General features: G+C 54.1%; 23 protein-coding genes. 8 read left to right on the top strand and 15 right to left on the bottom strand.

All coding sequences use genetic code 11. The features are described 5' to 3' along the window. Nucleotides 1–3 precede the first annotated feature (3 nt). The 10 genes from skp to rpsB all read right to left on the bottom strand — a co-directional run bounded on the left by skp (nt 4) and on the right by rpsB (nt 10,835). Entirely contained in the window at nt 4–498 is a 495-nt protein-coding gene (skp, locus tag ACOTX2_RS23490) for a molecular chaperone Skp (protein WP_006810039.1), read from the bottom strand. A gap of 123 nt (nt 499–621) precedes the next feature. Continuing rightward, on the bottom strand, nt 622–3,039 hold the full coding sequence (gene bamA / locus ACOTX2_RS23485; protein ID WP_022647109.1) for an outer membrane protein assembly factor BamA: 2,418 nt from the start codon (nt 3,037–3,039) through the stop codon (nt 622–624). Between the two features lie 31 nt (nt 3,040–3,070). Beyond that, nucleotides 3,071–4,423 (bottom strand): sigma E protease regulator RseP, encoded by a 1,353-nt coding sequence (rseP, locus tag ACOTX2_RS23480; RefSeq protein WP_022647108.1) that lies wholly within the window; start codon nt 4,421–4,423, stop codon nt 3,071–3,073. An 11-nt stretch (nt 4,424–4,434) separates the two neighbouring features. Next, nucleotides 4,435–5,292, bottom strand: coding sequence for a phosphatidate cytidylyltransferase (cdsA, locus tag ACOTX2_RS23475; protein WP_023299368.1), 858 nt, complete (start codon nt 5,290–5,292; stop codon nt 4,435–4,437). A 12-nt stretch (nt 5,293–5,304) separates the two neighbouring features. Beyond that, complete coding sequence (gene ispU / locus ACOTX2_RS23470) at nt 5,305–6,063, bottom strand: (2E,6E)-farnesyl-diphosphate-specific ditrans,polycis-undecaprenyl-diphosphate synthase (protein ID WP_003856176.1); 759 nt, start codon at nt 6,061–6,063, stop codon at nt 5,305–5,307. 185 nt (nt 6,064–6,248) lie between these two features. After that, the gene (ispC, locus tag ACOTX2_RS23465; protein WP_023299367.1) at nt 6,249–7,448 is read right to left on the bottom strand and encodes a 1-deoxy-D-xylulose-5-phosphate reductoisomerase; all 1,200 of its coding nucleotides are present in this window, start codon (nt 7,446–7,448) and stop codon (nt 6,249–6,251) included. 92 nt (nt 7,449–7,540) lie between these two features. Further along, nucleotides 7,541–8,098, bottom strand: coding sequence for a ribosome recycling factor (gene frr / locus ACOTX2_RS23460; protein ID WP_003856180.1), 558 nt, complete (start codon nt 8,096–8,098; stop codon nt 7,541–7,543). Between the two features lie 167 nt (nt 8,099–8,265). Continuing rightward, a complete protein-coding gene (pyrH, locus tag ACOTX2_RS23455; RefSeq protein ID WP_008501910.1) occupies nt 8,266–8,991 on the bottom strand; it encodes a UMP kinase in 726 nt (241 codons plus the stop codon). A 149-nt stretch (nt 8,992–9,140) separates the two neighbouring features. Then, nucleotides 9,141–9,992, bottom strand: a complete 852-nt coding sequence (gene tsf, locus ACOTX2_RS23450; protein ID WP_015572722.1) for a translation elongation factor Ts — start codon at nt 9,990–9,992, stop codon at nt 9,141–9,143. 117 nt (nt 9,993–10,109) lie between these two features. Next, nucleotides 10,110–10,835 carry a 30S ribosomal protein S2 gene (gene rpsB / locus ACOTX2_RS23445; RefSeq protein ID WP_022647105.1) on the bottom strand — a complete coding sequence of 242 codons (726 nt, stop codon included), beginning with the start codon at nt 10,833–10,835 and terminating at the stop codon, nt 10,110–10,112. 321 nt (nt 10,836–11,156) lie between these two features. Between rpsB and map the strand changes: the two genes are divergently transcribed. From map to ACOTX2_RS23425, 4 genes are all read left to right on the top strand, one after another. Then, nucleotides 11,157–11,951, top strand: a complete 795-nt coding sequence (gene map, locus ACOTX2_RS23440) for a type I methionyl aminopeptidase (RefSeq protein WP_022647104.1) — start codon at nt 11,157–11,159, stop codon at nt 11,949–11,951. 62 nt (nt 11,952–12,013) lie between these two features. After that, nucleotides 12,014–14,689, top strand: coding sequence for a bifunctional uridylyltransferase/uridylyl-removing protein GlnD (gene glnD / locus ACOTX2_RS23435; protein ID WP_032676702.1), 2,676 nt, complete (start codon nt 12,014–12,016; stop codon nt 14,687–14,689). 32 nt (nt 14,690–14,721) lie between these two features. Next, nucleotides 14,722–15,546 (top strand): 2,3,4,5-tetrahydropyridine-2,6-dicarboxylate N-succinyltransferase, encoded by an 825-nt coding sequence (dapD, locus tag ACOTX2_RS23430; protein WP_023299365.1) that lies wholly within the window; start codon nt 14,722–14,724, stop codon nt 15,544–15,546. Between the two features lie 111 nt (nt 15,547–15,657). Beyond that, nucleotides 15,658–16,047 (top strand): DUF3461 family protein, encoded by a 390-nt coding sequence (locus tag ACOTX2_RS23425; protein ID WP_022647102.1) that lies wholly within the window; start codon nt 15,658–15,660, stop codon nt 16,045–16,047. A gap of 89 nt (nt 16,048–16,136) precedes the next feature. On the opposite strand, the gene ACOTX2_RS23420 is transcribed toward ACOTX2_RS23425, so the two are convergent. From ACOTX2_RS23420 to dgt, 3 genes are all read right to left on the bottom strand, one after another. Beyond that, nucleotides 16,137–17,294, bottom strand: a complete 1,158-nt coding sequence (locus tag ACOTX2_RS23420; protein ID WP_003856217.1) for a CdaR family transcriptional regulator — start codon at nt 17,292–17,294, stop codon at nt 16,137–16,139. Between the two features lie 146 nt (nt 17,295–17,440). Further along, on the bottom strand, nt 17,441–18,874 hold the full coding sequence (gene degP, locus ACOTX2_RS23415) for a serine endoprotease DegP (RefSeq protein ID WP_022647101.1): 1,434 nt from the start codon (nt 18,872–18,874) through the stop codon (nt 17,441–17,443). A 132-nt stretch (nt 18,875–19,006) separates the two neighbouring features. Then, complete coding sequence (gene dgt / locus ACOTX2_RS23410) at nt 19,007–20,521, bottom strand: dGTPase (protein WP_032625565.1); 1,515 nt, start codon at nt 20,519–20,521, stop codon at nt 19,007–19,009. An 82-nt stretch (nt 20,522–20,603) separates the two neighbouring features. Between dgt and mtnN the strand changes: the two genes are divergently transcribed. The 3 genes from mtnN to ACOTX2_RS23395 are packed head-to-tail and all read left to right on the top strand — an operon-like array spanning nt 20,604 to nt 22,751. Continuing rightward, nucleotides 20,604–21,302, top strand: a complete 699-nt coding sequence (gene mtnN / locus ACOTX2_RS23405; protein ID WP_003856223.1) for a 5'-methylthioadenosine/S-adenosylhomocysteine nucleosidase — start codon at nt 20,604–20,606, stop codon at nt 21,300–21,302. Beyond that, entirely contained in the window at nt 21,295–22,104 is an 810-nt protein-coding gene (gene btuF / locus ACOTX2_RS23400) for a vitamin B12 ABC transporter substrate-binding protein BtuF (protein WP_023299362.1), read from the top strand. The genes mtnN and btuF overlap by 8 nt, the downstream gene beginning before the upstream one ends. A 23-nt stretch (nt 22,105–22,127) precedes the next feature. Continuing rightward, entirely contained in the window at nt 22,128–22,751 is a 624-nt protein-coding gene (locus ACOTX2_RS23395; RefSeq protein WP_003856227.1) for a TRIC cation channel family protein, read from the top strand. Between the two features lie 57 nt (nt 22,752–22,808). On the opposite strand, the gene erpA is transcribed toward ACOTX2_RS23395, so the two are convergent. Next, entirely contained in the window at nt 22,809–23,153 is a 345-nt protein-coding gene (gene erpA, locus ACOTX2_RS23390) for an iron-sulfur cluster insertion protein ErpA (RefSeq protein WP_003856230.1), read from the bottom strand. An 85-nt stretch (nt 23,154–23,238) separates the two neighbouring features. Further along, nucleotides 23,239–24,639: a H(+)/Cl(-) exchange transporter ClcA gene (clcA, locus tag ACOTX2_RS23385; protein WP_022647097.1), complete on the bottom strand. Its 1,401-nt coding sequence runs from the start codon at nt 24,637–24,639 to the stop codon at nt 23,239–23,241. A 177-nt stretch (nt 24,640–24,816) separates the two neighbouring features. On the opposite strand from clcA, the gene hemL reads away from it, so the two are divergent. Beyond that, complete coding sequence (hemL, locus tag ACOTX2_RS23380) at nt 24,817–26,097, top strand: glutamate-1-semialdehyde 2,1-aminomutase (protein ID WP_063148456.1); 1,281 nt, start codon at nt 24,817–24,819, stop codon at nt 26,095–26,097. The last annotated feature ends 135 nt before the right edge of the window (nt 26,098–26,232 follow it).

Here is a 26,232-nt window from a genome sequence, read left to right as displayed (position 1 = left end):
TACTTATTTAACCTGTTTCAGAACATCAGCGGTGATGTCTTTAACATCGCTGCTGTTGAATGCAACGGCGTTCGCATCAACAACCAGATCGATGCTCTGATCGGCTGCTACTGCTTTAACGGCAGACTGAATACGCGTCACCAGCTTGCCACGCTCTTCGTTAGAACGACGCTGACGATCCTGCTCGAAAGCCTGCGCTTTCTGAGAGAAGGTCTGGCGCTGAGACATGACGTCTTTTTCCAGTTTGCTGCGCTCGCTCGCTTTCATGGTAGAACCATCACGCTGTAAACGCTGCATCTTGGACTGAAGATCACCTTCCATACGTTGCAGTTCGCTCGCACGGCCTTTGAATTCGTTTTCCAGCGTTGCAGAAACGCCCGTTTTCTGTGCAACTTGCTGGAACAAATTACCCATGTTGACGATTGCAATTTTGTCCGCTGCCTGAGCAGAAGTTGCCATCGCTAAACCGAGACCTGCAGCTAATAACCACTTTTTCACAATTAACTCCTTACCATCCCATTGGCACCCGAGGGGTGCCGTTCTTTGCGTGGCAAGGCGACCGTTTTACCGATCGCCGGTTGTCAGCGCTACACTGCCAACGCATTCCATTGCAGCGGATTATTACCAGGTTTTACCAATGTTAAACTGGAACTGCTCCGCTTTGTCTCCATCGTATTTCTTGAACGGCTGGGCGTAGGAGAAGACCAACGGCCCCAGCGGTGACATCCATTGTAATGCGATACCTGCGGACATGCGAATGTTGCCCGGATCGCTGTAGTCCGGAACGCCCGCTGCACGCATCTGGGCGGTATTCTCCCAGTTGGTATCCCACACCGTACCTGCATCCATAAAGAAGGAGGTACGGACAGAGTTCGCGTACTTATCACTGATAAACGGCGTCGGCGTGATGAACTCGAGGCTCGCCACGGCCATGGCGTTACCGCCTACCGCATCATCAGAGCTACAGACTTGTTTTGAATCGCGGCTTGCGCAGTTATCTTCGTCATTACCGCCGTAGTAAACCGCTTTCGGACCAATGTTATTGGACTGGAAGCCACGAACGGTGCTTGAACCACCGGCGTAGAAGTTCTCATAGAACGGCAGCTCTTTGCTTCCGATACCGTCACCATAGCCCCAGCGGGTACGACCCAGTACGACCCACTTGTGGTCGTCATCAATTGGGAAGTAGGACGCCGTATCCAGAGTGACCTTGTAGAACTCGTTATCCGAGCCCGGGATCGTCACCTTACCGTTCAGGTTAACGCGTGAACCTTCCGTCGGGAAGTAGCCACGGTCAAGACGGTTGTAGGTCCAACCGTAGTTGAAGGTGAAGTCATCCGCGGCGAAACCGTTGTCATCGCTGGACGTACTTGCAGACTGACCGATGGAGTCCAGGTAACGCCACATCGCCACCTGCGGTTGCATGTTAGACAGGTCGTTATGCACGTACCCTAAACCTGCACGCAGGGTGTTGTATTCGTTAACCGGGAAGCCGAGCGTACCATCCAGACCGTAACTCTTGTTGGTATACGAGGAGAGGTCCGCGTCGTCCGCTTTAAAGTCGTTATAGAAGATACGACCACCCAGGCTTACACCGTCCACGGTGAAGTATGGGTTGGTAACGGAGAACTCAGAGTAGGTCTGGTAGTCGTTTTTCGTCCCGTTGATACCGACAGAGTAACCCGTACCCAGCCAGTTATCCTGCTGAACGCCGACCTGGAAGCTCACGCCACTTTCAGTACCGTAACCAATACCGAAGTTGAAACTACCGGTATTACGTTCTTTAACTTTATAAACAACATCCACCTGATCCGGACGACCTGGTACACGCTGAGTATCGGTATCGACCGTTTCGAAGTAGCCCAGACGGTTCAGACGCTCTTTACCCTGGTCGACCAGATCGCTTCCCAGCCATGCCCCTTCCATCTGGCGCATTTCACGGCGCAGAACGGAGTCTTTAGAGGTATCGTTACCTTCGAAGCGGATTTTACGCACGTAGAAACGGTTGCCCGCATCAACGTTAACGTGAAGCTTAACAGTCTTATCCGCGTCGTTAATTTCCGGCTGCGTTTGCACACGCGGATACGCATAACCATAACGGCCGAGCAGCTTCTTAATGCTGTCTTCCATTTTGGTGACTTTAGATCCGCTATACAGATCGCCCGGCTGAATTTTGGTCAGAGATTCAATTTCAGCAGAATGTCCTGCCAGGTTGCCGCTGACTTCAACACCTGAAAGCGTGTATTTATCGCCTTCTGTGATGTTAACGGTAATGTAGATACCTTTCTTGTCCGGAGTCAGACTCACCTGAGTTGAATCGATGTTGAAACGGGCGTAACCGCGATCCAGATAGTAGCTGCGCAGGGTTTCAAGGTCACCCGCCAGTTTCTGTTTCTGGTATTTACGATCGCCTACCACGTTCCACCACGGCACTTCGTCACGCAGCTGGAAGTTGGAGATCAATTCGTCGGTGCTGAACGCGTGGTTACCCACGATGTTGATCTGCTGGATCTTCGCAGAAACACCTTCCTGGAAGACCAGTTTCAGGTCAACACGGTTACGTGGCAGCGGTGTAACAACCGCTTTAACGCTCGCGCTGTATTTACCGACGCTGTAATAGAAATCTTCCAGACCTTTTTCAATGTCTGCAAGGGTTGTGCGGTCCAGAGATTCCCCCACACGAACCCCCGATGCCTCAAGGTTCTGCTTGAGCATGTCATCTTTCACCGACTTGTTGCCGGAGAAAGTGATGCTGGCAATCGTTGGACGTTCTTTTACCTGAACCACCAGCGTATCACCATCGCGCAGGACGCGGACGTCCTCAAAGTTGCCAGTGGCAAACAGAGCACGGATGGTGTTACTGATATCTTCATCATTAACCGTATCGCCGGGGCGCACAGGCATACTGAGGAGGGCCGCACCAACGGCGACACGCTGAAGGCCTTCGAAATGAATATCTTTCACTACGAACCCGTCAGCACCGTATACGGTCGCGCTGCTAAACAGCAGCGACGCTATGAGCAACTTTTTCATCGCCATCGTTATTATGCGTTCTTCCTAACTAACTCTCTTACAACCGAGAGAAATCATTGAAAAGTGCAAGCCCCATTAACAGCACCAGCAAAATCGAGCCAATGCGATAACTAAAGTCTTGAACTCGCTCGGATACCGGTCCGCCTTTTAGCTTTTCAATCGCTAAAAACAGCAGATGGCCCCCATCTAATACGGGAAGCGGGAACAGGTTGATTATCCCCAGGTTCACGCTAATCAGCGCAAGGAACATGAGATAGTAAATCACCCCGAACTCCGCTGACATCCCAGCCCCCTGAGCAATCGAAATTGGCCCACTGAGGTTGTTCAGTTTCACATCACCGGTTATCAATTTCCCCAACATGTTGACCGTAAGCTTCATCAGCTGCCATGTTTTATCCGTGGCCTCAACGATGGCGCTAAACGGCCCATACTGGCGTATTGTCTTGTACTCATCTGGCAGTGGGATCACTTTCGGCACAACGCCGGCAAACCCTTCCGCCTTACCGCCGCCCGATTTGGTATCCGGGGTGAGGGTCAGTGAGAGCGAACTCCCCTGCCTTTCCACTTCCAGCGCGAGCGGCTTGCCTGGATTATCGCGCACCAGAGTAACAAAGGTCATCCATTGTGTTAATGGCTGACCATCGACTTTAACGATCCTGTCACCCGCTTGTAAACCTGCTTTACTCGCTGCCGAATTAGACTGTACTTCGGCTAACACCGGCTCGATCTGCGCGCTGCGCGGGCGAATCCCCAATGTAGCGACTGGATCCTCTTTGTCTGGCTCAAAGCGCCAGTGGCGTAAATCCAGCACTTTTTCCTGCCGCTGGTCGGAACCAAAAGGCGATACGCTGACGGTTGTCTGCTCATCACCGATTTTCGCAACCAGTTGTAACCTCACGGCATCCCAATCAGGGGTTTCGATACCATCAATCGCTTTAAGTTCCATTCCCGGTGTAATTTGCGCCGTTGCCGCAATGGAACCCGTGGTGATTTCACCCACAACCGGGCGTACGCCAGGCACGCCGATAATAAACACCAGCCAGTAGGCGAAGATAGCGAAGATGAAATTGGCTACCGGTCCGGCAGCGATGATGGCAGCACGTTGGCCAACAGTTTTATTGTTGAACGCGCTATGTCGAAGTTCCGGGGCGACAGGCTCAACGCGTTCGTCGAGCATTTTGACATAGCCGCCCAGGGGTATCAGAGCAATGACAAACTCGGTGCCATGCTTATCGGTGCGCTTCCAGAGCGATTTGCCAAAGCCAATCGAGAATCGCTCTACCCGCACACCACAGCGCCGGGCAACCCAGAAATGGCCAAATTCATGCACGGTAATCAGTACACCCAATGCAACAATGAACGCCGCCAGATTCCAGAGAATGCTCAGCATAAAACCTTCCGTTATATCGTCCCAAACACCAGTAAAAGCAGGCAAGCAAATACGGGAACAGCCGCGGTAAGGCTGTCAATGCGATCCAGTATTCCGCCATGTCCTGGAATCAGGTGACCACTGTCCTTAATCCCTGCTTCACGCTTAAACATGCTCTCGGTTAAATCACCCAGTACCGATGCCAGCGCCGCGAAAATCGAACATATCAGCAGCGTGGAGGGGGCAACCTCAAGATTCGCCCAGACGCCATAGCCCCAGGAGATAATCGCTGCCGTAAACAGGCCGCCGATGAAGCCTTGCCAGGTTTTGCCCGGAGAAACCTTTGGCGCCAGTTTATGTTTGCCAAACAGTTTACCAAACATATAGGCTCCGGAGTCAGCCCCCCAGACGAGAATCATCACATAAAGCAGCCATATTGCGCCGCTGTAGTGGTTTTCGTCATAGTGCCAGGCGCGCAGCGCAACCATACCCCAGAAGAACGGAACAATCGTGAGCAGACCAAAAATAAGGCGCAACACTTTAGAGTTACGCCAGATCGCCGCAGAGCCCGGGTAGAAAAGCACTAAAACAAGCGCAGCAATCCACCAGGCCAGCGATATCCATAAGGATCCGGCAACCAGCGGCTGGTGAACATCGTGATGATATTCAGGCAAGGTATACAGCATCAGGGCCAGTAAAAAACCACAGAGTACCGCCAGCCATACCCGCTGAGTGCGCGAGGTAAAGCCGCTAAGCTGCCCCCATTCCCACGCGGCGAGCATACACACCACCAACGTAACAATAGCGAATCCCACCGGAGGCAGTAAAAACAGCGCTGCGATAACGACGGGTATTAATACAAAAGCGGAAATCAGGCGATACTTCAGCAAAAGCTACCCCCATCAGGCGTTATCGCCACCAGGCTCGGTGCCGCCGAAACGACGCTCTCGATTGGCAAAGGCATGCAGCGCACCTTCAAAGTCTTGTTCATCAAAATCTGGCCAAAGAACATCCGTAAAGTAAAGTTCAGCGTAGGCAATTTGCCACAGCAAAAAGTTACTTATGCGATGCTCCCCCCCTGTCCTTATAACCAAATCCACGGGAGCCAGTTCATTCATGCAGATTTGCTGACTCAGCGCCTCTTCATCAATCTGGTCGGGTCTTAACAGCCCTTCCTGAACCTGCTCAGCCAAATGCCGAACCCCCTGGATAATATCCCAGCGTCCACCGTAATTCGCCGCGATATTGAGCGTCAGGCCGGTATTATTTTCCGTCAGCGCTTCAGCTTTGCGAATCCGTTCCTGCAAACGTGAGTTAAAACGACTGGTTTCGCCAATAATACGCAAGCGGACGTTGTGGCGGTGCAGGCTTTTTACTTCACTATCGAGCGCCCACACGAACAGTTCCATCAACGCAGTCACTTCTTGCGCAGGTCGATTCCAGTTTTCACTGCTAAAAGCATAGAGCGTTAACGCATCAATGCCGTTATTGGCGGCAAAAGAAACGGCGCGGCGAACAGATTTCGCCCCGGCTTTATGCCCAAAGGCTCGTATCTTCCCTTGTCTTTTCGCCCAGCGGCCATTGCCATCCATGATGATTGCAACATGGCGACAGCCATGTGCTGGCAAGTTTTCGCTTATTGGTTGATTCGCAGACAACATAACGCGTTTTTAGTCCCTGAAAGGATTTAACGGTACACAGGAATACTGAAGCCTATACATAAAAAAGCCGTGTCATACCACGGCTTACCTGACCACTTAAAGCCAAATACCTGCGATCAGGTGGCGCAGACTATATCACTGAAGCCCAACGCTAACAAATAGCACGACGACTAGTGCTTGCTTTATCACCAGCTTGCGAGACGTGTCACCTGTTTACGCGCAACAATACGTGCCTGTTCATCCACGGCCAGCACCTCTTCCACACTCTGCGGCTCACGCAAATCCATCATCTCCAGCACGGATAAATTCAACGCGGCGATATCAGTAAAGCGGATCTGCTGATTCAGGAATGCTTCAACGGTCACTTCATTGGCTGCATTAAGCGCCGTTGTCGCCGCCTGCCCCTGATCGAAGGCCGTCATCGCCAGTTTCAGGCAGGGATAACGGTCGTAATCAGGCTCGCTAAACGTCAGTGAACTCAGCTTGCAAAAATCGAGAGGCTTAACGCCCGATTTTACGCGGTTTGGCCACGCCATCGTATGAGCAATAGGCGTACGCATATCCGGCTCGCCCAACTGGGCCAGCACGCTGCCGTCCTGATAGCGCACCATCGAGTGAATCACCGACTGCGGGTGGATCAGCACTTCCATCTGTTTCGCCGACGCATTGAACAGCCAGCGAGCTTCAATGTATTCCAGACCTTTGTTCATCATGGTGGCCGAATCGACAGAGATCTTACGCCCCATTGACCAATTCGGATGACGACACGCCTGATCCGGCGTCATTGCGCTCAATTCAGACAGTGGCGTTTCACGGAACGGGCCACCAGACCCGGTAAGCAGAATCGACACAACGCCATTCTGCTCCAGGTCAGCGTACCCCAGGTTTTGTTGAAAAGGTTGGGGTAAACTCTGAAAAATCGCGTTGTGCTCGCTATCGACCGGCAAAAGACGCGCCCCACGCTGTTTTACCGCCTCCATAAAAAGGCGTCCGCAGGTGACCAGCGACTCTTTATTTGCAAGCAGAACATCTTTTCCCGCATCAATAGCGGCAAGCGTCGGCAGAAGACCCGCCGCCCCGACGATTGCCGCCATTACCTGATCAACTTCATCAAGCGAGGCCATATCGCAAGCCGCCTGTTGCCCGCTGAGCACTTCGGTACGACAGCCCTTCTCCTGCAACAGCGCTTTCACCTGGCGGGCGCTCTCTTCATCATCCATCACCGCAAAACGAGGGGTAAACTCCATGCACTGTTCGACCATTCGCTGCACGTTTTTTCCGGCCACAAGTGCGGTCACGGTGTAGCTGTCGGGATTATGACGTACGACGTCGAGAGTGCTGCAACCGATAGAGCCGGTCGAGCCGAGGAGAGTGAGATGCTTCATGAGATGCCCAAAAGTTAGACCAGATAAAAGCAAAACGCCGCCAGCAAGACTCAATGTCCTTCTGAACGGCGTTTATCAGTGTATAGCGAAAATCAGAACTGCATCAGTTCCGCTTCTTTTTCTGCCAGCGCCGCATCAATTTTCTTGATCGCCGCGTCGGTCATTTTCTGAATGTCGTCCTGAGAACGACGATCGTCGTCTTCGCTGATCTCTTTTTCTTTCAGCAGGGCTTTCACTTTATCGTTCGCATCGCGACGCACGTTACGCACGGAAACGCGACCCTGCTCTGCTTCACCGCGAACGACTTTGATCAGGTCTTTACGACGCTCTTCCGTCAGCGGAGGCAGTGGAACGCGAATATCCGCGCCCGCTGAGCTTGGGTTCAGACCCAGGTCAGATGCCATGATCGCTTTTTCAACGGCCGGGCTCATTGAGCGATCGAACACGTTGATTTTCAGGGTACGGGTATCTTCTACCGTCACGCTCGCCAGCTGACGCAGTGGCGTAGGCGTACCGTAGTATTCTACGATGATGCCATCCAGCAGGCTTGGGGAAGCACGGCCAGTACGGATTTTGCTGATTTGGTTTTTGAACGCTTCTACGCATTTGTCCATGCGTACTTCAGCATCTTTTCTGATGTCGTTAATCACGATACGAATCCTTGAAAACTTGTCTCAGGCAGACTATCCGCCAGCACAGCGCTACAGGTGTGCTAAGTATAGTCGCGTTTAATTCATGACAGCGCCAAAGGCGCGTCCAGGTAAGATACCACTACAAAGTAAAGCGGAATCTTACCTGTATTTATCGCCGACGGAAATTATTCCGTGATCAAAGTGCCTTCTTTTTCGCCCATCACGACGCGACGCAGCGCGCCAGGCTTGTTCATGTTGAAAACACGGATCGGCAGTTTATGGTCGCGAGCCAGCGTGAAGGCGGCAAGATCCATCACTTTCAGCTCTTTATCCAGCACTTCGCTGTAGCTCAGCTGATCGTACATGGTCGCTGAAGGATCTTTTGCCGGGTCGGCAGTAAACACGCCATCTACTTTGGTCGCTTTCAGCACCACATCGGCTTCGATTTCGATACCGCGCAGGCAGGCTGCGGAATCGGTGGTAAAGAACGGGTTACCCGTACCGGCGGAGAGGATCACCACGCGGTTGTTGCGCAGCAGGCTGATAGCCTCTGCCCAGCTGTAGTTATCGCATACGCCATTCAAAGGAATAGCGGACATCAGGCGAGCGTTCACATAGGCGCGATGAAGCGCATCACGCATCGCCAGGCCATTCATCACGGTTGCCAGCATCCCCATGTGGTCGCCCACTACGCGGTTCATCCCCGCTTTCGCCAGACCAGCACCACGGAAAAGGTTGCCACCGCCAATGACCACGCCAACCTGAATACCCAGTTCGACCAGTTCTTTGATTTCCTGTGCCATGCGATCAAGGATGCTTGCGTCAATACCGAAGCCTTCCGATCCTTGCAGCGCTTCGCCACTCAGCTTAAGCAGAATGCGTTTGTACACGGGTTTTGCATTGGTAGCCATGTTTCTTTCCTGAGACTGTCAACGATTAAGATGGGGTTAATTCTGGCGACATGATATGTCGCAAATCAGCACAGCGATACTGGAGCCTGTCTGATTTCGTGAGACGGGTGACAAAAAGAAGCCGCCCTCAGGCGGCTCCTTTTCAATCATTAAGACTGCTTGGACATGGCAGCAACTTCTGCTGCGAAGTCAGTCTCAACTTTCTCGATGCCTTCGCCCACTTCGAAGCGGATGAAGCCAGTCACGTCAGCGTTGTGCTCTTTCAGCAGCTGAGCAACAGACTTGCTTGGATCCATTACGAAAGGCTGGCCAGTCAGAGAAACTTCGCCGGTGAATTTCTTCATGCGGCCTTCAACCATTTTCTCTGCGATTTCTTTTGGCTTACCAGACTGCATCGCGATGTCCAGCTGAACCTGGTACTCTTTCTCTACCACTTCAGCAGACACGTCTTCTGGCTTAACGAATTCTGGTTTGCTTGCAGCGATGTGCATTGCCAGCTGTTTAACCAGCTCTTCGTCAGCGCCTTTAGCCGCAACCAGAACACCGATACGCGCGCCGTGCTGGTAAGAGCCCAGAACATCGCCTTCCAGGGAAGATACGCGACGGATGTTGATGTTCTCACCGATTTTAGCAACCAGCGCAACACGCTCTTCTTCGAACTGTGCTTTCAGCACTTCAACGTCAGTGATTTTGCCTGCAACCGCTGCGTCCAGAACTTTGTTAGCAAATGCCTGGAAACCAGCATCTTTAGCAACGAAGTCAGTCTGGCAGTTAACTTCCAGAATGATGCCGTAGTTGCCGTCGATTTTGGTGATGATCACGCCGTCAGCAGCAACGTTGCCTGCTTTCTTAGCTGCTTTGATCGCACCGGATTTACGCATGTTTTCGATTGCCAGCTCGATGTCGCCGTTCGCTTCGGTCAGCGCTTTTTTGCAATCCATCATGCCTGCGCCAGTACGCTCACGCAGCTCTTTTACCAGGGATGCGGTAATTTCAGCCATTCTTAAATCCTCGGGAGATGTGAACTGCCCGGCCGGGAGCCAAACAGTATAAATTGAAAAAAGGGGCCGATAATGGGCCCCTATTCATACACGGTACTAATAAGGGGTAAAACCTTATTATTCAGCTTCTACGAAGCTTTCTTCCGCCTGAGAAGCCAGATCCTGGGAACGGCCTTCACGAACGGTAGCAGCTACAGCGCTCAGGTACAGGCTAACAGCACGGATTGCGTCGTCGTTACCCGGGATAACGAAGTCAACACCGTCCGGATCGGAGTTGGTATCAACGATAGCGAATACCGGGATACCCAGGTTGTTAGCTTCTTTGATTGCGATGTGCTCGTGGTCTGCATCGATTACGAACAGCGCGTCTGGCAGGCCGCCCATATCTTTGATACCGCCCAGGCTGTTTTCCAGCTTGTCCAGTTCACGAGTGCGCATCAGCGCTTCTTTCTTAGTCAGCTTATCGAAAGTACCGTCCTGAGACTGGGTTTCCAGATCTTTCAGGCGCTTGATGGACTGACGAACAGTTTTCCAGTTGGTCAGCATGCCGCCCAACCAGCGATGGTTCACGAAGAACTGGTCGCAGCTGTTAGCAGCATCTTTCACAGCTTCGCTTGCAGCGCGCTTAGTACCAACGAACAGAATCTTACCTTTACGGGAAGAGATCTTGCTCAGCTCAGCCAGGGCTTCGTTGAACATTGGTACAGTCTTCTCAAGGTTGATGATGTGAACTTTGTTACGTGCGCCGAAGATGAAAGGCTTCATTTTCGGGTTCCAGTAACGGGTCTGGTGACCGAAGTGAACACCAGCCTTGAGCATGTCGCGCATGGAAACAGTTGCCATGTTTAAAACCTCTATATTGAAAGTTGGGGTTATGCCTCCACGTATCCCATATTACCGACCCCGAAGGGCACCCCGGAATATGTGCCGATACGTGTGTGTTGTTACACAAAGTGAGATTTGTCGCTCCCGTCCAGCCTGTGTATCTGAGATGGATCGGAAGTCCGGCGCGCTTTATATCACAAAACACGGCCAGAAACCAATAATTGTTGGCGGAGTGTGCTGTTAATGATTCTCAATTTGGCACGGGGTGCGCCTGACTGATACCATTGACAACACTTACACTAGTATTGTCGAAAAAATCGACACCGATGGACAGATTACATGGCTATCTCTATTAAGACACCTGAAGAAATTGAAAAGATGCGCGTCGCCGGTCGTCTGGCCGCTGACGTGCTGGAAATGATCGAACCGTTTGTGAAACCGGGCGTCAGCACTGGCGAACTGGATCGCATCTGTAACGACTATATCGTCAACGAGCAGCACGCGGTCTCCGCCTGCCTTGGCTATCACGGTTTTCCAAAATCCGTCTGCATCTCTATCAATGAAGTGGTTTGCCACGGCATTCCGGATGACGAGAAGCTGCTGAAAGATGGCGATATCGTCAACATCGACGTGACCGTCATTAAAGACGACTACCACGGTGACACCTCTAAGATGTTCATCGTTGGCAAGCCAACGATTCTGGGCGAGCGCCTGTGTAAAGTCACCCAGGACAGCCTCTACCTGGCGCTGAAAATGGTGAAGCCAGGCATCCGCCTGCGCACCATCGGCGCCGCAATCCAGAAGTTTGTGGAAGCGGAAGGTTTCTCCGTGGTGCGTGAATATTGCGGTCACGGTATTGGTCGTGTGTTCCATGAAGAACCGCAAGTTCTGCACTATGATGCAGACGACGGTGGCGTAGTGCTGCAAAAGGGCATGACCTTCACTATTGAGCCAATGGTCAACGCGGGCGATTACCGCATCCGTACCATGAAAGATGGCTGGACGGTAAAAACCAAAGACAGAAGCTTGTCTGCCCAGTACGAGCATACTATTGTGGTTACAGACAACGGCTGCGAAATTATGACGTTGCGCAAGGATGACACCATCCCGGCGATACTGACGAACATTGAGTGATAAGAAGCCGGCGAATGCCGGCTTTTTTAATGGCGATAGCTTTTTCTTATGGGTGGCGCACGATGAGTAATCTCTTACCCGAACAGTATGCTAACACAGCACTTCCCACCCTCCCCGACCAGCCTGACAACCCGGGCGTCTGGCCACCGCATGAGCTGACCTGCGCACATATCAAATCCCATATGGCGGTTTTCCATCGCTGGCTGGGTAGCGCATTTGATGCAGGCGTCTCAGCCGAACAGCTCATTGAAGCGCGCACCGAATTTATCGACCAGCTCCTGCAACGTCTGTGGATCGACTACGGTTTCGGGCAGGTGAGCGACGTCGCGCTGGTTGCTGTCGGCGGATATGGCCGGGGTGAACTGCATCCGCTCTCTGATATCGACCTGCTAATCTTAAGCCGTAAAAAACTGCCGGACGATCGGGCGCAGAAAATCGGTGAGCTGTTGACCCTGCTCTGGGACGTGAAGCTGGAAGTGGGTCACAGCGTGCGCACGCTGGAAGAGTGTCTGCTGGAAGGGTTATCTGACCTGACCGTCGCCACCAATTTAATTGAAACCCGCCTGCTGATTGGCGACGTGGCGCTGTTCCTCGAACTGCAAAAGCACATCTTTAGCGACGGCTTCTGGCCTTCAGAAAAATTCTTCGCCGCGAAAGTCGAAGAACAAAACCAGCGCCACCAGCGCTATCACGGCACCAGCTATAATCTCGAACCGGATATTAAAAGCAGCCCCGGTGGCCTGCGCGATATCCACACGCTGCAATGGGTCGCCCGTCGCCATTTTGGGGCCACCTCGCTGGACGAAATGGTCGGTTTTGGTTTTCTGACCGAAGCCGAACGTAACGAACTCAACGAGTGCCTGCATCTGCTCTGGCGCATCCGTTTTGCGCTGCACCTGGAGGTCACCCGCTACGATAACCGCCTGCTGTTTGACCGGCAGCTTAGCGTGGCGCAGCGCCTGAATTACCAGGGCGAGGGCAACGAGCCGGTCGAGCAAATGATGAAGGATTTCTTCCGCGTCACTCGCCGCGTCTCTGAGCTGAACCAGATGCTGTTACAGCTGTTCGATGAGGCGATCCTCGCGCTGACGGCAGACGAAAAACCGCGTCCGATTGATGACGAATTTCAGCTGCGCGGCACGCTGATCGATCTTCGCGACGAAACGCTGTTCATCCGCGAGCCGGAAGCGATCCTGCGAATGTTCTATACCATGGTGCGCAACAGCACGATCACCGGGATCTACTCCACTACCCTTCGCCATTTACGCCATGCGCGGCGTCATCTGAAGCAGCCGCTGTGTTACATCCCGGAGGCGCGCTCGCTATTCCTGAGCATGCTTCGTCATCCGGGCGCCGTCAGCCGCGGTCTGCTGCCGATGCACCGACACAGTGTATTGTGGGCCTATATGCCACAGTGGTCGCATATTGTCGGGCAGATGCAGTTCGACCTGTTTCACGCCTATACGGTGGATGAGCACACGATCCGCGTCATGCTGAAGCTGGAAAGTTTTGCCAGAGAAGAGACGCGATCCCGCCATCCGCTGTGCGTTGATTTGTGGCCACGCCTCTCTCACCCGGAACTGATCCTGATCGCCGCCCTGTTCCATGATATCGCCAAAGGTCGCGGCGGCGACCACTCCGTACTCGGTGCCCAGGACGTGCTGAAATTTGCCGAGCTGCACGGCCTGAACTCACGTGAGACGCAGCTTATTGCCTGGCTGGTTCGCCATCATCTGCTGATGTCGGTTACCGCTCAGCGTCGTGATATTCAGGATCCGGAAGTGATCAAGCAGTTCGCCGAGGAAGTGCAAACGGAGAACCGCCTGCGCTACCTGGTCTGCCTGACGGTAGCCGATATCTGCGCTACCAACGAAACCCTGTGGAACAGCTGGAAGCAGAGCCTGCTGCGCGAACTGTACTTCGCCACCGAAAAACAGCTGCGTCGCGGGATGCAGAACACCCCGGATATGCGCGAGCGCGTGCGCCACCACCAGTTGCAGGCGCTTGCCCTGTTGCGCATGGATAACATTAACGAAGAGGCACTACATCAGATTTGGGCGCGCTGTCGCGCCAACTACTTTGTGCGCCACAGCCCAAACCAGCTTGCCTGGCACGCCCGGCATCTGCTGAAGCACGACCTGACGAAACCAATGATTCTGCTCAGCCCGCAGGCCACGCGTGGCGGAACGGAGATCTTTATCTGGAGCCCGGACCGGCCTTATTTGTTTGCGGCGGTCTGCGCCGAACTGGACAGGCGTAACCTGAGCGTTCACGACGCGCAGATTTTTACCACCCGCGACGGCATGGCGATGGACACCTTTATTGTACTGGAGCCGGATGGCAGCCCGCTGTCGTCGGACAGGCATGAGGGGATACGCTTTGGCCTCGAGCAGGCGATTACGCAGCGCAGCTGGCAACCTCCGCAGCCGCGACGTCAGCCAGCAAAACTGCGCCACTTTACCGTCGATACCGAGGTCAATTTCCTGCCGACCCATACCGACCGTAAATCGTTCCTTGAGCTGATTGCGCTCGACCAGCCAGGGCTGCTCGCCCGCGTCGGCCAGGTTTTTGCCGATCTGGGAATTTCGCTTCACGGCGCCCGAATTACAACCATTGGCGAACGAGTAGAAGATTTATTTATAATCGCGACGGCCGACCGGCGTGCCCTTAATAATGACCTGCAACTTGAAGTGCAACAACGGTTGACAGCAGCCCTCAATCCAAACGATAAAGGGTGACGTGTTTTTTAGTGAAATGGAAAGAGTAAACAATGCAGCAGTTACAGAACGTTATTGAGTCCGCTTTTGAGCGTCGCGCCGACATCACTCCGGCAAATGTGGATACCGTGACCCGTGAAGCGGTAAACCAGGTTATTTCCCTGCTGGATTCCGGCGCGCTGCGCGTGGCAGAAAAAATCGACGGTCAGTGGGTTACTCATCAATGGCTGAAGAAAGCTGTGCTGCTCTCTTTCCGTATCAACGATAACCAGGTTATCGACGGAGCAGAAAGCCGCTACTTCGATAAAGTGCCAATGAAATTTGCGGATTACGACGAAGCGCGCTTCCAGAAAGAGGGCTTCCGCGTAGTACCACCGGCAGCCGTTCGTCAGGGTGCATACATCGCACGCAACACCGTGCTGATGCCATCCTACGTGAACATCGGCGCCTACGTTGACGAAGGCACCATGGTGGACACCTGGGCTACCGTCGGCTCCTGCGCGCAGATCGGTAAAAATGTTCACCTGTCCGGCGGCGTCGGCATTGGTGGCGTTCTGGAGCCACTTCAGGCTAACCCAACCATCATCGAAGACAACTGCTTCATCGGCGCACGTTCCGAAGTGGTTGAAGGCGTGATCGTCGAAGAAGGTTCTGTGATCTCCATGGGCGTGTACATTGGCCAGAGCACCCGTATTTACGATCGCGAAACCGGTGAAATTCACTACGGCCGCGTTCCAGCCGGTTCCGTTGTGGTTTCCGGCAACCTGCCGTCTAAAGATGGCAAATACAGCCTGTACTGCGCGGTCATCGTGAAAAAAGTGGATGCGAAAACGCGCGGTAAAGTGGGCATCAATGAACTGCTGCGCACCATCGATTAATCGGGTATAACAAAAAGCGGGGGCAACCCCGCTTTTTTTATATCCGAAGGTGGCGAAAATAGATTTTTTCGTTAATTATTCATAGGTTATGTTGAGATCAAGGGTACCGCTATGTACGATAATCTGAAAAGTCTGGGCATTACCAATCCTGATGAAATTGATCGTTATAGTCTCCGCCAGGAAGCCAATAACGATATTTTGAAAATCTATTTTCACAAGGACAAAGGAGAGTTCTTCGCCAAAAGCGTGAAATTTAAATACCCACGCCAGCGTAAGACCGTTGTCGCTGACGGTATCGGTCAGGGATATAAAGAAGTACAGGAAATCAGCCCTAACCTGCGCTACGTTATCGACGAACTCGATCAAATCTGCCAGCGCGATCGCAGCGAGGTCGATCTGAAACGTAAGATCCTCGACGACCTGCGTCACCTGGAAAGTGTTGTTACCCATAAGATCAGCGAAATTGAAGCTGATCTTGAGAAATTGACGCGTAACAAATGAGCCGTTTTATTGCCCGGTGGCGCTTCGCTTACCGGGCCTACGAACGCATGTAGGCCGGGTAAGGCGAAGCCGCCACCCGGCAAAAAGCATCATCTTTGTTCATCCAGCTGCAACGCCACATACAGCAGTAGCCGGTCGTCAAAATTCCCTAAATCCAGCCCCGTCAGTTCCGAGATCCGGTTTAACCTATACTCCAGCGTATTACGGTGAATAAACAGCGCTTTTGACGTTGCCAGCGGCTGCACGTTATGCCGGAACCACGCCTGCAACGTACGGCGCAGCAGCCCGTTGTTGTCCATCGCTTTCAGACGCACCAGCGGGCGCGCCAGCTCGTTGGCCTGCCAGCCGCCGCGCAGGCTGTCGAGCAGAACCGGCAGCATCAGATCCTGATAGAAATAACTGCGGCTCTCCGGCATGCGCTGTTTACCCACCATCATGGTAGTGCGCGCCGTTCGCCATGAACGGGCGATACTTCCCGGCCCGGTAAAGTAATTTCCCAGCGCGACGCGAAAACGGAGCTGTCCGTTCTCCTTCATGCGCTCGATGAGCAGCTCAACGCGGCGACGATGATCTTCCGCGTCCCAGCGGCCAAACTGATTAAGCGCAGGCTTGAGCACCACCATTTCCGTCAAAGAGACGATTGCCACCAGGTTGTTACGCTCCGGCGTCGCCAGCATATTTTGCAGCTGCTGTAGCTCCACCATGGCGCTGTCCACGCCAAGCTGGCCGCTATCCACCTCAATAACGGCGACCACGCGCGGCTGATTCAGGTCGATACCCAGACGCTGCGCCCACTCGCTCAGGGCAGGCGTGTGCTCCTCCGCCTGGATCAAATTCATCACCAGCTCTTCACGCAGGCGGCTGTCCTGGGCGAGCAGGTGCATCAGACGCGACTGCTCCAGCATCATCTCCGCCGTCATGCAGACCAGCTCGCCGTATTTACGCAGCGATTCAGGATCGCCGGTCAGACCGATAACGCCAACAATCTCTCCTTCCAGACGCAGCGGCAGGTTGATCCCCTGACGGACCCCGTGCAGATGTTTCGCCACGGCGTCATCAATGTCGACCACGCGCCCCTGAGAGAGCACCAGCAACGCCCCTTCGTGCAATTCACCAATACGCTCACGATCGCCGCTGCCGATAATGCGCCCTCGGGCGTCCATTACGTTGATATTGGTATCGATGATTCGCATGGTGCGCGCCACGATATCCTGCGCCATTTTGGTATCAAGATGCCAGCCAGCCATATAACCCTCCCGTGAGCAGAGCTCAAGCATAGGGAAGTTCAGCTAAGGCTGCATTGTGCAGATGCCCAAAGGCAGAGAGAGATGTATGGAGTTGTGGGAAAGGTCACAGAAAAGAGAAAGCCCCTGCGAACAGGGGCTTAAGAAGATTACTGCATCAGGAGATAAATAGAGGTATCACCACGCTGAATATTCAGTGCCAGCACGGACGGCTTGCTGTCGAGAATTTTGCGCAGTTCAGCGATGTTTTTCACCGGCTGCTGGTTAGCGCCCATGATCACATCACCTTTTTTCAGGCCGATACGGGCAGCAGGTGAGTTCGCTTTCACGTTGTTCACCACCACGCCTTTATCTGCCCCTTTGTTGCTCATCTCAGCACCTTCAATACCGCTGAAGATGGTGCTGGAATCCACCTGATTCTGACTGCTCTGTTGCAGTTCCAGGCTCACGTTAACTGGCTTACCTTCACGCAGCAGGCCGAGGGTCACTTTACTGCCGATTGGCATAGAACCCACTTCCGCACGCAGGGCGGCAAAGCTGCTGATCGGTTTACCGTTCAGAGAGGTGATCACGTCACCCGCTTTAATGCCGGCTTTCGCCGCTGAAGAGTTCGGCATGACCTGGCTCACGAATGCGCCGCGCTGAGCGTCCACTTTCATCGCTTTCGCCAGCTCGGAGTTCAGCTCGGTCCCCATGATACCCAGCTCACCGCGTTTCACCTGTCCATATTGCACCATCTGCGCAGTCAGGTTTTTCACCATGTTGCTCGGGATAGCAAAGCCGATACCGATGTTGCCACCGTCCGGTGCCAGGATAGCGGTGTTGATACCGATCAGTTCACCGTTCAGGTTAACCAGCGCACCGCCGGAGTTACCGCGGTTAATGGCCGCATCCGTCTGGATGAAGTTTTCATAGTTTTCCGCATTCAGGCCGCTACGTCCCAGCGCGGAGACGATACCCGAGGTCACGGTTTCGCCCAGACCAAACGGGTTACCGATGGCGACAGTGTAGTCACCCACGCGCAGCGCGTCAGAGTCGGCAAGCTTAATCGCCGTCAGGTTCTTCGGATCCTGAATTTGAATCAGTGCGATATCGGAGCGCGGGTCTTTACCGACCACTTTGGCATCGAATTTACGGCCATCGCTCATCTGAACCTTAATGGTGTTAGCATTATCTACCACGTGGTTATTGGTCACCACGTAGCCTTTCGCTGCATCAATAATAACGCCCGAGCCGAGTGCCATGAATTTCTGCTGCTGGCCGCCGCCCTGACCGTCATCCCCTGCGCCGCCGCCCTGACAGAACGGGGAGCTCTGGAATGGCGAACCGTCCTGGCAGAATGGCGAATTGTCGCCGAAGAACTGCTGGAAATTACGCGGCATACGCGGCGTATTGACGGTTGTGCTGCCCTCAACGTTAATACTCACCACCGATGGCATCACTTTTTCGAGCATCGGGGCCAGGCTTGGCATCTGCTGTGCAGTCGCTGCCGAGGAAGCTGTCTCGGCCGCCGTCGCCAGAGGGGACAACGCTAAACCTAAACTCAGAGCCAGTGCACTCATTGCTAATGTGGTTTTTTTCATGTTTCTCAATCTCGATTTACCAGATAACGCAAAATTGCTGTGTAACTCAGATTCGTTTTATACCGCTTAGTTCCGGGATTAAGTTTATGGAAAAAGTAAAAATTTATTGGTCGTCTTTACAAAACTCATGGCTTATTCAACGGCCATAAGCTTGCGGTATTCATCCCAGGCATACAAATCTGTCATCCCGCTGATATAGTCCTGGATAAGACGACAGCGATAATAATATTCCATGACTGGCCATTGGGAAGAATGACGATCTATTTTACTGACGGCCTCAATGTATGCCAGCCGGTGACGGGTTGAAAGCTTCTGATAGAGACGAGATTCAATCGGCAGGCGGCGAACACGTTCATTTTCGACCAGCTCGCAAAACTCATCGACCATCAGCTGGAGCAGCGGGCCATAAATTTCCAGCAAACCGCTGATAACCCGGTATCCTTGCAGCTCCAGCTGTTCGACATCCGGGTGGCTGAAAACATGGCGAACAGCCACGTTTTTATATAATTCAAGCAGCTGACTAAAACTGCTCTCATCTTCCAGCAGGGCGTGATTAAATTCCCCGCTAAATATCATCGGCAAATTATCAATGAAACGGGCGGCCGCATACGGCACCAGTTTATTCAGCGTATTGACCCGCAAATACATAAAGAACTGATCTTCGGTACTGCGGCTCAGCGAATTTGAACGCGATTTATCCCAGGCATTCTCGACGACCTGTGCAAACAGAGAACCTTTTTCATGCTCTCCCCAGGCATCGTGAAGATGCTGATACAGCTCCTCGACGCTGAATATTCTTTTTTCCACTGCGTCTTCCAGATCGGCCACGCAATAAGAAATGTCATCAGCCGCTTCCATAATCCACGTCAATGGAAAACGGCCATTCGGCGTTAGCGAAAGTTCTTTACGCAACCGTTCAATGTACGCTTCTTCCGACAGGTAATAGCCCGGTTTTTTCATCAGGTAGCTATGGGTGGCAGGCGTTTCCCCCATCCACCACGCGGGACGCGTGTATTTGAGAATACAGCCCACCTGCGCCCAGGTCAGATTCATGCGCATCAGGGAGTGCACCAGACGGATCCCCTGCGCGTTACCTTCGAAATGACACAGATCCTGACGCACCTTGCGGCGCAGATCGTTCAGGCTATCTTCGCCCTCACGCAGGCGTAAATCGCGTACCACACAGCGGTCATCGCTGAGCGGCTGGCTTATGGCGTCAGAGGGAAAAAGCCGCTGTTTAAACCAGTCATTGATGGCGGCCTCGCCGAAATGACCAAAGGGAGGATTGCCGATATCGTGCATCAGGCAGGCCATCTCAACGATGCTTTCGAACGGCCCGGTCAGTTCATCCAGCCCGTAGGTTTCCAGCAGACGTTGCTCTTTGAGACGGCTGAGGATCTCTTTTGCAATGTAGCGCCCCACCTGCTGCACTTCCATGGAGTGCGTTAACCGCGTACGCACCGCGGCGTTACGCTCCAGCGGGAACACCTGGGTTTTTTGCTGTAACCGGCGGATGGCGGGCGAATTGATGATGCGTCCGCGATCGCTTTCAAAAATGCGCAGGATCTCATGTTCGCTCTTATCGCCCTGTGGCGAACGGAAACGTCGGTGCCAGTTAATTTTGGTGCGAAAATCGATTGGTGCCATGTGCTCCCCCGCGTGAGAATGCGTTTCCCCTTAACCGCATGATAGACTATGCATCTTAACAAGGCACATCGCGAGTAAATCTATGAAAATCGGCATTATTGGTGCAATGGAAGAAGAAGTTACGCTGCTGCGTGACAAAATTGAGAACCGTCAGACCCTCTCCCTTGGTGGCTGTGAGATCTACACCGGCCAGCTGAACGGCGTTGACGTGGCTCTGCTGAAATCAGGCATCGGTAAAGTTGCAGCGGCACTGGGCGCGACCCTGCTGCTTGAGCGCTGCAAGCCTGACGTTATCATTAATACAGGTTCGGCGGGCGGTCTGGCGCCGACGCTGAAAGTGGGCGATATCGTGGTTTCCGACGAAGCGCGTTACCACGATGCAGATGTCACCGCATTCGGCTACGAATATGGTCAGCTTCCGGGCTGCCCGGCCGGGTTTAAAGCGGATGATAAGCTGATTGCCGCCGCTGAAAGCTGCATTAACGAGCTGAACCTCAATGCGGTGCGTGGCCTGATCGTCAGCGGCGATGCCTTTATCAACGGCTCTGTTGGTCTGGCGAAAATCCGTCATAACTTCCCGCAGGCTGTGGCCGTTGAGATGGAAGCCACGGCCATTGCGCACGTGTGCCATAACTTCAGCGTGCCGTTCGTGGTCGTTCGCGCGATCTCTGACGTGGCGGACCAGCAGTCCCACATCAGCTTCGACGAGTTCCTGGCCGTTGCGGCCAAACAGTCCACCGTGATGGTGGAAACCCTGGTGCAGAAACTGGCGCGTGGGTAAGGTGTCATTCAGGGCGCTGGTCGCCCTGCTTCTGCTCGCCCCGGCCTGGCTCATCGCCGCGCCGCGGGTGATCACACTCTCCCCTGCCAATACGGAACTGGCGTTTGCCGCCGGGATTACGCCCGTTGCGGTGAGCAGCTTTTCCGATTATCCACCGCAGGCCGCCCATCTCGAACAGGTTGCCACCTGGCAGGGAATGAACCTGGAACGCATCGTGGCGCTGAAGCCCGATCTGGTTCTTGCCTGGCGCGGTGGTAATGCCGAACGACAGGTGAACCAGCTCTCTTCGCTGGGAATAACGGTAAAATGGGTAGATGCGGTGAGCATCGAACAGGTGGCGCAAACCCTCCGTGACCTCGCGCCCTTCAGCCCTACCCCCCAACGCGCCGAGCACGCTGCACAGCAGATGCTCAACGACTATGCTGCGCTAAAAACCCGATACGGCACGCAACCGAAACAACGCGTTTTTCTGCAATTTGGCAGCCAGCCGCTGTTCACTACCGGGAAAGGTTCGATCCAGAACCAGGTGCTTGAGATCTGTGGAGGTGAAAATATCTTTGCCGAAAGCCGGGTCCCCTGGCCGCAGGTCAGTCGTGAGCAGGTTCTGGCGCGACAACCGCAGGCCATTGTGGTGGTCGGAAATGCGAGCGAGATTCCTAAAATAGAACAATTCTGGCATCGGCAGCTTAAAATTCCGGTCATCGCACTCAACAGCGACTGGTTTGAACGCGCCAGCCCGCGTATTATCCTCGCCGCAAAACAACTCTGCGCCGAACTGGCAGAGAGTCACTCAAACAGATAAATACCCTATTCGAGGATTTAACGATGCTCGTGTATTGGCTGGATATTCTTGGCACAGCCGTTTTTGCTATCTCCGGCGTTTTGCTTGCCGGAAAACTACGCATGGATCCTTTTGGCGTACTGGTGCTCGGCGTCGTTACGGCGGTAGGCGGCGGAACGATTCGCGATATGGCGCTGGCAAACGGCCCGGTATTCTGGGTAAAAGATCCAACGGATCTGGTGGTGGCGATGGTCACCTGCCTGTTAACCATCGTGCTGGTTCGTCAGCCTCGCAGACTACCAAAATGGATATTGCCGGTGCTGGATGCCGTCGGTCTGGCGGTCTTTGTGGGAATAGGCGTGAATAAAGCCTTTATTGCCGGGACTGGCCCGCTGGTGGCGATCTGTATGGGCGTGTTGACCGGCGTGGGCGGAGGGATTATTCGCGACATTCTGGCGCGAGAAGTCCCGATGATCCTGCGAACGGAAATCTACGCGACGGCCTGTATCATCGGGGGGATTGTTCACGCCACGGCGTATTACACCTTTGCTGTCCCGCTGGAAAACGCGGCGATGCTGGGGATGGTGGTAACGCTGGTGATCCGTTTAGCGGCGATACGCTGGCACCTGAAGCTGCCGACGTTTGCACTGGATGAAAATTCAAGATAGGTATCGTTTATAAGCCCGGTGGCGCTTCGCTTACCGGGCCTACAATTTGCATTCAGGTTAAATACTGAATGAAGAACCACACCCGCAGGTGCTGGTCGCATTCGGGTTAGTCACCACAAAGCGCGAACCTTCCAGACCTTCAGTGTAGTCCACTGAACCGCCCACCAGATATTGCAGGCTCATCGGATCAACCACCAGCGCGACGCCCTGTTTCTCGATAGTCATATCACCATCGTTAACCTGGTCGTCAAAGGTAAAACCATACTGGAAGCCACTACAGCCGCCGCCGGTAATATAAACACGCAGTTTCAGATCCGGATTGTCCTCGTCGGCAATCAGGGTTTTCACTTTTTTCGCTGCTGCTTCGGTAAATTCCAGCGGCAACGCTACGTCATCACTCATCTTATGCTCCCATGAATACTGCGACTGCTATTGGGTAAAAATCACCCAATTCTTTTTGTCATTATCTAATACCCTGGTAATTCATTCAAGTATTCTGCTTCAGGGCCTGTTCAGCTTCCTGTTTCGCCAGGGTACGGGCAAGAATGGTGGAGTATAGCGGTTTTCCACCCAGGAATTGGGCTAATAGTGTCGCGCCGAGGCAGGTAATGATCATTGGCAAAATGAGCTGGTAATTGTCGGTCATTTCCAGCACCAGCACGATCCCGGTCAGCGGCGCACGCAGGGAGGCCGCCAGCAGCGCCCCCATTCCCGCAACCGCAAACGTCCCCGCATCCAGATGGTAGGCCGGGAAGCCTGCCGCCGCCGCCATCCCGAACGCCGTACCCAGCAGCGTCCCCAGCGCCAGCATCGGGGCGAAAATGCCGCCCGGGGCACCAGAGGAGAAGCACAATACCGTGGTGATGACGCGTGAAATAAACATAAACAGCAGCAGGCCTACGCTGAAATTCCCCGCCGCGGCAATGGGAATCAGACCGAAACCGCCGCCCGCCGCATTCGGTTCGATAAAACCGAGGATCCCGCACACGCCACCAAGCAGGCCCCCCACCAGCACCCATTTCGTGGTATTTCCGCCATGGATGCGCTGAAACATATCCTGCGCCCGTAAAATCAGGGTGTTAAAAAGCGGGCCAACGACGCCAAAAATCATCCCAAGAATCAGATACAGCCACAAAGTATTGACCGGCGCATTAGTTAGCTTGCCAACTTCAATCACCGCCCCTTCGCCGTTAAAGACGCGAAAGACAATGCTCGACATAATCACGCCGGTAAACACCGCTTTAATGGAGATCAGGTTGTAGCGGAACTGGGCGCGCATCTCTTCAATGATAAACAGGATACCTGCCAGCGGCGCGTTAAACGCGGCAGACAGCCCGGCCGCCGCCCCCGTTGCCAGCAGCGTATGGCGCGCTTCGGCGCTGCGCATACGGAACAGATCGCCGACCATGCGCCCGACGTTACCGCCCAGCTGTACCGTTGGTCCTTCCCGACCGAGCACCATGCCCGCCCCGAGCGTTCCCATCCCGCCGATAAATTTCACAGGAAGCACGCGCCACCAGCGAACCGGGCGTAGCTCTTCCAGCGCCCCCTCAATTTCAGGGATCCCCGAGCCGCCTGCTTCAGGTGCGAATTTACGCACCAGAAAATAGCCCACCATGGCAAACAGCGCCGAAAGGCCAAAGGCCCACACCCAGACCAGCCATTCACGATCCGCGAAGCTGGCGACGGTACCTATGCGCCAGTTGAGCACCGCATTGACGGCTTTCTCAAACGCGACGCCTACCAGCCCGGCCAGCGTGCCCACAACGGCGGCTGCCACCAGAATGGCTAACGGGGTTTTGTCACGGTTGAGCAGTCGCCGGATACTGACCCGGTGCTTCGCGCGCGTAAACTGTTGTTGTTCAAAAGAAGGCGTGTTCTCGTTCATTACCTGTTCTGTTTCGTCATACAAAAGGCCGCAGGGATTCTACCAGAGACAATCCCCTCGTCCCCTGAAAAATACTTAACAATTGTTAAGCCTTCTATGGGGCAAAAATTTTATAACCTCTTCCGAATCACTTAGAATAGTTGCCTTAACTCATTTCTACGAACCAGGAACGACGCCATGAGCAAGTCTGAAAACCTCTACAGCGCAGCCCGCGAGCTAATCCCAGGCGGCGTAAACTCACCCGTGCGCGCCTTTACCGGCGTGGGTGGCACCCCGCTGTTTATCGAACGTGCGGATGGCGCATATCTGTATGATGTGGATGGTAAAGCCTATGTCGATTACGTCGGTTCCTGGGGTCCGATGGTACTGGGGCATAACCACCCGGCGATCCGCAACGCGGTGATTGAAGCCGCTCAGCGCGGCCTGAGCTTCGGTGCGCCAACCGAGATGGAAGTCAAAATGGCGGAGTTGGTCACCGAACTGGTGCCAACGATGGACATGGTGCGTATGGTGAACTCCGGTACCGAAGCGACCATGAGCGCTATCCGTCTGGCGCGCGGTTTTACCGGCCGTGACAAGATCATCAAGTTCGAAGGTTGTTATCACGGCCATGCCGACTGTCTGCTGGTGAAAGCCGGTTCCGGCGCGCTGACCCTCGGACAGCCAAACTCTCCGGGGGTGCCGGCTGATTTCGCGAAACACACGTTGACCTGCACCTATAACGACCTGAGCACCGTTCGCGCCGCGTTCGAGCAGTATCCGCAGGAGATCGCCTGCATCATCGTTGAGCCAGTTGCGGGCAACATGAACTGTATCCCACCGCAGCCGGATTTCCTGCCGGGCCTGCGCGCCCTGTGCGATGAGTTCGGCGCGCTGCTGATCATCGACGAAGTGATGACCGGCTTCCGCGTGGCGCTGGCGGGGGCGCAGTCATACTACGGCGTGGAGCCGGATCTGACCTGCCTCGGCAAAATCATTGGCGGCGGCATGCCTGTCGGCGCGTTTGGCGGGCGTAAGGACGTCATGGACGCGCTGGCGCCAACCGGTCCGGTTTACCAGGCGGGTACGCTCTCCGGTAACCCGATTGCGATGGCGGCGGGCTTTGCCTGTCTGACCGAAGTGGCGCAGCCGGGTATCCACGAAACCTTGACGGACCGGACGACGCAACTGGCAAACGGTTTGCTGGAAGCCGCAGAAGATGCGGGTATTCCACTGGTGGTGAACCACGTGGGCGGGATGTTCGGGATTTTCTTCACCGATGCGAAAACCGTGACCTGCTATCAGGACGTGGTGAAATGCGACGTGGAACGCTTCAAATGCTTCTTCCACCTGATGCTGGAAGAAGGCGTGTATCTTGCCCCGTCAGCGTTTGAAGCGGGCTTTATGTCCGTGGCGCACAGCGAAGAAGATATCAATAACACCATCGACGCAGCGCGTAAGGTATTTGCGAAGCTGTAAAATGTGCGGCTTGATGCCCTCACCCCAACCCTCTCCCACAGGGCTGAGGGTTCCCCACAAATTAATGCGAGCACTGAGCAATCCCCTCGCCCCTCCGGGGAGAGGGTTAGGGTGAGGGGAACATACGGCGGTGGT

Source organism: Enterobacter cloacae complex sp. IR5412 (genome assembly GCF_049237385.1).
GTDB lineage: Bacteria > Pseudomonadota > Gammaproteobacteria > Enterobacterales > Enterobacteriaceae > Enterobacter > Enterobacter intestinihominis.
The sequence above is the reverse complement of the archived record's forward strand: the minus strand, read 5'-3'. Positions and strand labels throughout refer to the sequence as shown.

Bases quoted from the DNA above. Each gene is read 5' to 3' on its own strand.
- ispC (WP_023299367.1), bottom strand. From the start codon at position 7,448: ATGAAGCATCTCACTCTCCTCGGCTCGACCGGCTCTATCGGTTGCAGC.
- pyrH (WP_008501910.1), bottom strand. From the start codon at position 8,991: ATGGCTACCAATGCAAAACCCGTGTACAAACGCATTCTGCTTAAGCTG.
- ispU (WP_003856176.1), bottom strand. From the start codon at position 6,063: ATGTTGTCTGCGAATCAACCAATAAGCGAAAACTTGCCAGCACATGGC.
- ACOTX2_RS23395 (WP_003856227.1), top strand. From the start codon at position 22,128: ATGCTCGTGTATTGGCTGGATATTCTTGGCACAGCCGTTTTTGCTATC.
- rpsB (WP_022647105.1), bottom strand. From the start codon at position 10,835: ATGGCAACTGTTTCCATGCGCGACATGCTCAAGGCTGGTGTTCACTTC.
- ACOTX2_RS23420 (WP_003856217.1), bottom strand. From the start codon at position 17,294: ATGGCTGGCTGGCATCTTGATACCAAAATGGCGCAGGATATCGTGGCG.
- tsf (WP_015572722.1), bottom strand. From the start codon at position 9,992: ATGGCTGAAATTACCGCATCCCTGGTAAAAGAGCTGCGTGAGCGTACT.
- erpA (WP_003856230.1), bottom strand. From the start codon at position 23,153: ATGAGTGATGACGTAGCGTTGCCGCTGGAATTTACCGAAGCAGCAGCG.
- hemL (WP_063148456.1), top strand. From the start codon at position 24,817: ATGAGCAAGTCTGAAAACCTCTACAGCGCAGCCCGCGAGCTAATCCCA.
- clcA (WP_022647097.1), bottom strand. From the start codon at position 24,639: ATGAACGAGAACACGCCTTCTTTTGAACAACAACAGTTTACGCGCGCG.
- rseP (WP_022647108.1), bottom strand. From the start codon at position 4,423: ATGCTGAGCATTCTCTGGAATCTGGCGGCGTTCATTGTTGCATTGGGT.
- degP (WP_022647101.1), bottom strand. From the start codon at position 18,874: ATGAAAAAAACCACATTAGCAATGAGTGCACTGGCTCTGAGTTTAGGT.
- mtnN (WP_003856223.1), top strand. From the start codon at position 20,604: ATGAAAATCGGCATTATTGGTGCAATGGAAGAAGAAGTTACGCTGCTG.
- glnD (WP_032676702.1), top strand. From the start codon at position 12,014: ATGAGTAATCTCTTACCCGAACAGTATGCTAACACAGCACTTCCCACC.
- dapD (WP_023299365.1), top strand. From the start codon at position 14,722: ATGCAGCAGTTACAGAACGTTATTGAGTCCGCTTTTGAGCGTCGCGCC.
- bamA (WP_022647109.1), bottom strand. From the start codon at position 3,039: ATGGCGATGAAAAAGTTGCTCATAGCGTCGCTGCTGTTTAGCAGCGCG.
- dgt (WP_032625565.1), bottom strand. From the start codon at position 20,521: ATGGCACCAATCGATTTTCGCACCAAAATTAACTGGCACCGACGTTTC.
- map (WP_022647104.1), top strand. From the start codon at position 11,157: ATGGCTATCTCTATTAAGACACCTGAAGAAATTGAAAAGATGCGCGTC.
- ACOTX2_RS23425 (WP_022647102.1), top strand. From the start codon at position 15,658: ATGTACGATAATCTGAAAAGTCTGGGCATTACCAATCCTGATGAAATT.